The 7,437-nt window shown below is 67.2% G+C and carries 9 protein-coding genes and 1 pseudogene; 4 read left to right on the top strand and 6 right to left on the bottom strand.

Annotated features, from left to right (window positions below):
• The 3 genes from ACTS1X_RS02565 to ACTS1X_RS02555 all read left to right on the top strand — a co-directional run.
• Positions 1-808 (top strand): electron transfer flavoprotein subunit alpha/FixB family protein (locus ACTS1X_RS02565; protein WP_442612818.1); only part of this gene is annotated, 808 nt, incomplete at its 5' end.
• 93 nt (positions 809-901) lie between these two features.
• Entirely contained in the window at positions 902-1,216 is a 315-nt protein-coding gene (locus tag ACTS1X_RS02560; RefSeq protein ID WP_442612820.1) for a hypothetical protein, read from the top strand.
• Positions 1,158-1,400: an HNH endonuclease gene (locus ACTS1X_RS02555; protein WP_442612819.1), complete on the top strand. Its 243-nt coding sequence runs from the start codon at positions 1,158-1,160 to the stop codon at positions 1,398-1,400. Before ACTS1X_RS02560 ends, ACTS1X_RS02555 begins: the two co-directional genes overlap by 59 nt.
• On the opposite strand, the gene ACTS1X_RS02550 is transcribed toward ACTS1X_RS02555, so the two are convergent.
• The 6 genes from ACTS1X_RS02550 to ACTS1X_RS02525 all read right to left on the bottom strand — a co-directional run bounded on the left by ACTS1X_RS02550 (position 1,372) and on the right by ACTS1X_RS02525 (position 6,792).
• A complete protein-coding gene (locus ACTS1X_RS02550; protein WP_442612817.1) occupies positions 1,372-2,349 on the bottom strand; it encodes an oxidoreductase in 978 nt (325 codons plus the stop codon). The genes ACTS1X_RS02555 and ACTS1X_RS02550 overlap by 29 nt on opposite strands.
• 133 nt (positions 2,350-2,482) lie before the next feature.
• A complete protein-coding gene (locus ACTS1X_RS02545; protein ID WP_176870080.1) occupies positions 2,483-3,028 on the bottom strand; it encodes a CarD family transcriptional regulator in 546 nt (181 codons plus the stop codon).
• Positions 3,029-3,269: 241 nt separating this feature from the next.
• Positions 3,270-3,524: an amphi-Trp domain-containing protein gene (locus tag ACTS1X_RS02540; protein WP_442612816.1), complete on the bottom strand. Its 255-nt coding sequence runs from the start codon at positions 3,522-3,524 to the stop codon at positions 3,270-3,272.
• A gap of 43 nt (positions 3,525-3,567) precedes the next feature.
• On the bottom strand, positions 3,568-3,906 hold the full coding sequence (gene fdxA / locus ACTS1X_RS02535; protein ID WP_442612815.1) for a ferredoxin FdxA: 339 nt from the start codon (positions 3,904-3,906) through the stop codon (positions 3,568-3,570).
• A gap of 58 nt (positions 3,907-3,964) precedes the next feature.
• Positions 3,965-4,249: an RNA-binding S4 domain-containing protein gene (locus ACTS1X_RS02530; RefSeq protein ID WP_442612814.1), complete on the bottom strand. Its 285-nt coding sequence runs from the start codon at positions 4,247-4,249 to the stop codon at positions 3,965-3,967.
• A 5-nt stretch (positions 4,250-4,254) separates the two neighbouring features.
• The gene (locus ACTS1X_RS02525) at positions 4,255-6,792 is read right to left on the bottom strand and encodes a helicase-related protein (RefSeq protein WP_442612813.1); all 2,538 of its coding nucleotides are present in this window, start codon (positions 6,790-6,792) and stop codon (positions 4,255-4,257) included.
• 283 nt (positions 6,793-7,075) lie between these two features.
• Between ACTS1X_RS02525 and ACTS1X_RS02520 the strand changes: the two are divergent.
• Positions 7,076-7,437: pseudogene (locus tag ACTS1X_RS02520) on the top strand (M23 family peptidase); the annotation flags it as partial.

Raw genomic sequence — 7,437 nt, 5'->3', positions numbered from 1 at the left:
GGCCGTCGCCGACCAGGCCGCCAAGGTCGCCGGCATCGGCAAGGTGCATCTCGCCGACGATGCCGCCTACGAACATGCGCTGGCGGAAAATGTCGCGCCGCTGATCGCCGATCTGATGGGCCATCACGACGCGTTCGTCGTGCCCGCCACGACCACCGGCAAGAATATCGCCCCCCGCGTGGCGGCTTTGCTCGACGTGATGCAGGTATCGGATATCCTCTCCGTCGAGGGCGACAAGAGCTTCACCCGGCCGATCTATGCCGGCAACGCGATCGCCACCGTGACGAGCTCGGACGAGAAGCTCGTCATCACGGTGCGCGGCACGGCGTTCGAAAAGGCCGCCACCGAGGGCGGTTCGGGCGCGATCGAAGCCGTGAGCGGTCCCGGCGATGCCGGCCTCTCGACCTTCGTATCCGAGGAAATCGCCGAGAGCGACCGGCCCGAGCTCACCAGCGCCAAGATCATCGTCTCGGGCGGCCGCGCGCTCGGTTCGGCGGAAAAGTTCGAGGAAGTCATCACGCCTTTGGCGGACAAGCTCGGTGCCGGCATCGGCGCCAGCCGCGCCGCGGTCGATGCGGGCTATGTGCCGAACGACTACCAGGTCGGCCAGACCGGCAAGATCGTCGCGCCCGAACTCTATATCGCGATCGGCATTTCCGGCGCGATCCAGCATCTGGCCGGCATGAAGGATTCCAAGACGATCGTCGCGATCAACAAGGACGAGGACGCGCCGATCTTCCAGGTCGCCGATTACGGCGTCGTGGCGGACCTCTTCAACGCGGTGCCGGAGCTGACGAGCAAGCTTTGACGTCCAATAATATGGCGTCACCCCGGACTTGATCCGGGGTCCAGGGTTGCAAGCGATGGCGCATGTGGCTCTGGATGCCGGATCAAGTCCGGCATGACGAACAAGAAGGAGCCCCGGTTCACGCCGGGGCTTTTCCTTTTCACGTTGAGCATAGGTTCGGCGCGATCGAACGGAGTGCGGGCTCGCATTAAAGAGACGGCAACATTTGCCGTGCGAGATTACCGTTCTCGTGACGAAGAAGCGAAAATATTGGCCGCTTCCATGGTGGCGTTACAAAAGGCGCAAAGCGAAGCGCATAAAACTGCTCCGTCAGCGCGATGGCGACAATTGCTGGCGTTGCAGCAAGCCGATGCGTTTCGGCAACGGCCCACCCAATTGCGGCCGGGCGGCTACTATCGAACATCTTGAGCCGCGATCCCGAGGCGGTTCCGGGGCGCTTGCCAACCTGCGGCTGTGCCATGTGGGCTGCAATCGCCATCTTGCCGATCATTCGCCCGAGCAGAAGCGTCGAATGCGGATCAACGTCCCGACGGCGTCGGGGAGAGCGTTACCCGCTGACGCGACTAAGCCTCCGCCAGCAACCTCTCGCTGATCCCCCACAGCCGCTCGGCATTCTCGTCGTCGCATGCATGCGCATCGACGCCGCGATAGCGGGCCAGCGGGTTTTCCGGATCGGTCGGCGCGGCGATGTCGCAATCCTCGCAATAGACGCCGGGCTTGCCGTCGAGCCTGGGCGAGGTCGCGGCCCACAGGGTCGTCGAACAGCCTTGCTCCGGGGTCTTGAAGCCGGCCTTGGCCATTTCGGACGGCTCGCCATTTTCGTCGAGCCAGCCGAGCGCGATCTGCTCCGCGACCGGCAGGTGCCGCTGGAGCGGGGTGAAGATGCCGCCGGGATGGACGGCGAAGGCGAGGCCGCCGCTGTCCTTCATCCGCCGCGACAGGGCGTTGGCGAACAGCGCATTGGCGGTCTTGGCCTGCCCATAGGCCTGCCATTTGTCATATTCGTGATTCTCGAACTGGATATCGTCCCAATGGATGTCGCTGACCTTGTGCGCGGTCGAGGAGAGTGCGACGACGCGGGCGCCGGGCGTCCTTTCGAGCAGCGGTATCAGGCCGAGCGTCAGCGCGAAATGGCCCATATGGTTGGTGCCGAACTGCGATTCCCAGCCCGGGCCGACGCGCGTCTCCGGGTTCGCCATGATCCCCGCATTGGCGATCAGCAGGTCGAGCCGGTCGAGCGTCCCGGCCATCTCGTCGGCGAACCGCCGCACCGATCCGATATCGGCAAGGTCCATGTCGCCGACCCGGACGTCGCCGTCGATCTCGGCGAGGTTGGTCTCCGCCTTTTCGCGGCTGCGCGCGGGCACGATCACGTCGACGCCGGCATCGACCAGCGTGCGCACGGTTTCGAGCCCGATCCCGCTATAGCCGCCGGTGACGATGGCGGTCTTGCCGGCCAGGTCGATGTCCCGGATGACGTCGGCGCCGTCCGTCCTGGCGGGAAAGCCGGAATCCGTCGGTACCTGGTCTGCGACTGCCATATTCTCTCTCCCTGTGCGTTCCGGCTTTTCCGTTCGCCGACCCTAAACGAAGAAGCCCGGCCGAACCACTGGGGCCGGCCGGGCTTTTCCCACTCTCGCTTGCGCGAACTTTTGCGGCGCGTGCGCGCCGCCGTTACTTGTTGGCTTCTTCCTCTTCCTTCTCGGCGTTCCAGATGGCGGCCGCCTTGTTGAGGATGACGAGGATCTTTTCCAGCGCCGCCGGTTCGTCGGTCTTTTCCATCGCCGCGAGTTCGCGGGCGAGGCGGCTCGAAGCCGCTTCGAAAATCTGGCGTTCCGAATAGCTCTGCTCGGGCTGGTCGTCGGCGCGGAACAGGTCGCGCGTCACTTCGGCGATCGAGATCAGGTCGCCCGAATTGATCTTGGCTTCATATTCCTGGGCGCGGCGCGACCACATGGTGCGCTTGACCTTGGGCTTGCCCTCGAGCGTCTTCAACGCGTCCTTCAGCGTCTTGTCGGAGGAGAGCTTGCGCATCCCGACGCCTTCGGCCTTGTTGGTCGGCACGCGGAGCGTCATCTTCTCCTTTTCGAAGCGCAGCACGTAGAGTTCGAGCTGCATGCCCGCAATCTCTTCATTCTGAAGCTCGATCACCCGGCCCACCCCGTGCTTGGGGTAAACGACATAATCTCCGACTTCGAAGTCCAGCGCCTTGCTCGCCATATATAATAGACCTTTCTAGACGGTCGGCCGTGCGAATCGTGCAGAAACCCGTTGCGGGGCCATGCCTGCGCGGTTCATTTTTCCAGCCTTTTCCGTACGTTAGCCAATTTGCGGAATAAAATTATTCCCACATCAAGACACTATGTAACACATTCGTAAGAAAAATTCCAGTGTTGCAGTGCGGCATCGGCCCTCAAAGCCCTGCAGGCCGGGCGTTTCGTGCAACCGGGGCGGAAGGGAGTCAGGCGCCGGTCGTCCAGCGGAACTGGAATTCGAGCTCCTCGATCCCGTCGCCGCGCTCATGTTCGATCGAGAACAGCGCATGGGCGGGCACCCGGATGCGCTCATTGTCGACCTGGATCTCGAAGGCGCTGCCGTCCTTCATGCAGGCGACGAGCCGTTCGAGCTTCTCGATATGCTGGCGGTCGGAATAGCTTTTGGTGACGTCGCGATCGGCGGCCATGATCTTCTCCGGGCTGGTTGGCCCGGCCAGCATGGCCGATCGCCGTTACATCCTCATGTCGGAGACGCGCTTTCGCTCAGTCGCCTTCGCCGGGCTCGGGCGAGAAATATTTCTCATATTTCCCTTCCTCGCCCTTATGCTCGTCGGCGTCGGCCGGCGCATCGCGGCTCTGCGTGATGTTCGGCCATTCGTCGGCGAACTTGGCGTTGAGCTCGAGCCATTTTTCCTGGCCCGGTTCGGTATCGGGGAGGATCGCCTCGGCCGGGCATTCGGGTTCGCACACGCCGCAATCGATGCACTCGGCCGGATGGATGACGAGCATGTTCTCGCCTTCGTAGAAACAGTCCACCGGACACACTTCGACGCAATCCATATATTTGCACTTGATGCAGGCATCGGTGACGACATAGGTCATTGGCGCGGCTCTCCTCGCTGGTGCGCTGAAATCTGCTAGCCACGAGATGACGCCCGCGTCAACGCTTTCCGTCATCCATGCTTTCTATGGGCTGGTAAATCTCCGCTACCAGCTTCGCGGGGACCCGTCGCTCGGGCAGGCTCTCGATCCGGAGCACGCGCACGCCGTCCGGCATCGGCACGCTCAGCACGTCGCCGACGCGCACCACGGCATGGGCGCGGTCGATGCGCCGGCCCGCGCACCGGATATGGCCCTTCTCGGCGATCTTCTGGGCCAGCGCGCGGGTGCGGGCGAGCCGCGCGAACCAGAGGAACTTGTCGATCCGCAAACCGTCTTCGGCCATCCGCGTCAGCCCCGGCCGAGATCGAGCTCGGCGAGCTTGGCGAAGGCGTTGCCCGGCGCCGGTTCGCGGTTCCGGGCCCTGGGCGCGCGCCGGCCGCGCCAGACCCATTGCGGGGCGCCGTCGCCGTCGGCGGGCTTCGCCGGCTGGAAGCCCAGCGCCCGCATCAGCCCGGCGAGCGCGGCGTCGCTCAGGCCGAGCGAGGTGGCGAGCGCCGGGTCGGGGGCGAAGGGCTTCTTCCCGTCGCGCGCGTCATGGGCGGCGCGGGCGACCCGCTCGGCCATGTCGATCCGCAGCATCTGGCCCGCGAAACCGCGAAAGCCGGCGGCGCGCCAGGCCGCCAGCGTCCGGCCCTTCGGTTCGGGCAGCAATGTCGCGCCGGGCGGCGGCGTCTCGGGCATCGGCGTGTCGGTCGAGGCGGCCGCGAGCGCGAGCCGCCATCGGATCGCCTCGGGTTTCAGCAGCTTGGGATGGAAAATGTCGAGCGCGCCGATCGTCAGGCCCAGCCGGCCGACGCGGTACCGCTGCTCCTTGTCGAGCGCGTTGAGCGGGCCGAGCGCCGCCTTGCGCGGCAGGACGCCGCCGGCCTCCATCAGCGGTGCGAGCAGCGCGCGGATCGCGGGCGCCGTCTGGTCGGCGCCGAGGGTGCGGCCGATCGTGCGCAGCGGCGCGAGGATCCGGCCGAGCGTCCGCGCCAGCCAGCCTTGCAGCCGGGCGGCGATCCGCGACCGCTGGTCGTCGGTCAGCGCGGCGAGGCTCCTGTCGAGAACGAGGGCGGGTTCGAGCAGCGTCCTGCCCGCCGCCAGCCCGGCGACCGTTTCGCCGCGCCAGGATATCGCGACCGGCGCGCCGGTTTCGGTGACGAGCGCGAAGGCCTCGTCGCTGTCCGCCACCAGTGCGGCCGTGCGTTCCGCCCATTCGCCGCCGAGCCGCCGCTCGGCCGCCGCGAGCAGCCGCCTGGTGTCGGCATGGCTGGTCCCGGCATCGACGGTGAACCGGAATCCCGAGACCGTGCCGATCGGCTCGTCGTCGACGGTGACGATCCCCTCGGCATCGACCCGGACGGGCAGCGCCTCTTCGCCCGTCGCGCCGATATCGCGCATCAGCACCGTCGTCCGCCGGTCGACGAACCGCTGGGTGAGGCGGTCGTGCAGCGCATCGGACAGGCGCTGCTCGATCGCTTCGGCGCGCGCCTGCCCCTTGGCCGGATCGGCGAGCCAGTCGGCGCGATGCGCGACATAGGCCCAGATGCGGATCGCCGCGAGCCGCCCGGCCAGGGTCTCGACATCGCCGGCGAGATTTTCGAGCGCGCCGACCTCCCGCGCGAACACCGGCGCGGGGATGTGCCCGTCGCCCTCGGACAGGTGCCGGAACAGCCGGCCGACGAGCCGGGCATGGCCGTCCGCCCCGGTCTTGCGGAAATCGGGCAGGCCGCAGGCGGCCCAGAGCCGTTCGACCATCGCGGGATCGGTCGCCCGTTCGCGCACCCAGGCTTCGCCCGCCAGCTTCTTCAGCACGGCGAGATCGACCGCCTCGGGCGCGGCGCGCAGCACCTCCTCCTGCGGTTTCGCCTCGAGATCGGCGATCAGCGTCTCGACCGTGTCGAAGCGCGGATCGCCGTCGCGCCAGTAGAGCTGGTGCAGCCAGGGGAATTCGTGCGCCTCGATCCGCTCGACTTCCTCGTCGGTGAATTGCGCATGTTCCGCGCCCTCGAGCCCGAGCGTGCCGAACGTGCCGTCGCGCTGGTGGCGCCCGGCGCGGCCGGCGATCTGCGCCATTTCGTGGATGTGGAGCCGCCGCCTGCGCCGCCCGTCGAACTTCCTGAGCGAGGCGAAGGCGACGTGATGGACGTCCATGTTGAGGCCCATGCCGATCGCGTCCGTCGCGACCAGATAGTCGACCTCGCCGGCCTGGAACATCGCGACCTGCGCGTTGCGGGTGCGCGGCGAGAGCGCGCCCATCACGACCGCCGCGCCGCCGCGCAGCCGGCGCAGCATCTCGGCGACCGCATACACCTCCTCGGCGCTGAACGCGACGATCGCCGAGCGCGGCGGCAGGCGGGAGAGCTTTTTGGCCCCCGCATGGGACAGCGTCGAAAAACGCGGGCGCGAAATGATATCGGCGTCGGGCGTCAGTGCCGAGAGCATCGGCCGCAGACTGTCCGATCCGAGGATCATCGTCTCCTCGCGGCCGCGCATGTGCAGCAGCCGATCGGTGAAGACGTGGCCGCGCTCGGGATCGGCGGCGAGCTGCGCCTCGTCGAGCGCGACAAAGGCGGTGTCGCGATCGCGCGGCATCGATTCCGCGGTGCAGAGCAGCCAGCGCGCCTTGTCGGGCAGGATCTTTTCCTCGCCGGTGATCAGCGCCACGCTGTCCGGGCCCTTCGCGGCGGCGACCCGGTCATAGACTTCGCGCGCGAGCAGGCGCAGCGGAAAGCCGATCATCCCGCTCGCATGGCCCATCATGCGTTCGACGGCGAGATGGGTCTTGCCGGTATTGGTCGGACCGAGCACGGCGGCGAGCGGCGCGCGGGCAAAATTACTCATTGGGCCAACATCGGGGATGCGGGGCTCCGGCGCAAGGCGCGGCGACACGGCGAGACCGGGTGTGCGACCCTTGCAGAAGGTTCCACGGCTCGCCGCACCGAGGATTCGGCCCGTCTCACCTTAATTTGACTTTAACGCTTTTTAACCACAACGGTCGGCACCGGAGATGCGCCCGGCGCGGCCGGGTACGATCAGTCCACAAACGGGGTCGCTCTTGTATCAGCGCAACGAATTCGGAGGCGGTCAGGGAAGCGGGACAGCCGCACTTTCCTTCGGTTCCGCCGTGCCGGCGCCGGCCCGCGGCGATACGCCCGCTTTCGGCGAGGCGCTGCGCTCCAAAATCCCGGCCAGCCGCTGGTCCGATCTCGATCTCGTCGTCGATCTCGGCGCGCAGGTGGGCAGCAGGACCTGGTGGCGCGGCGCATTGACCTGCGCGCTCCTGTGCGGCTCCACCTTCCTGCTGGCCCCCAGCGTCGAGGCCATCCCGGCGATGGTCGAGCCGATGGAAGAGACGCAATGGGACGAGGCCCGCGCCCAGGCGATCACGCCGCTCGCCTTCGGCGGGGATACCGGCCGCCGCATGGCCGCGACCGACGCCGTCGAGCCGCTGGCGGGAACGCCGGAACGGCCGCGCATCGAACTGAC

The sequence above is a fragment of the Parasphingopyxis sp. genome (genome assembly GCF_052168275.1).
Lineage (GTDB): Bacteria > Pseudomonadota > Alphaproteobacteria > Sphingomonadales > Sphingomonadaceae > Parasphingopyxis.
The sequence above is the reverse complement of the archived record's forward strand: the minus strand, read 5'-3'. Positions and strand labels throughout refer to the sequence as shown.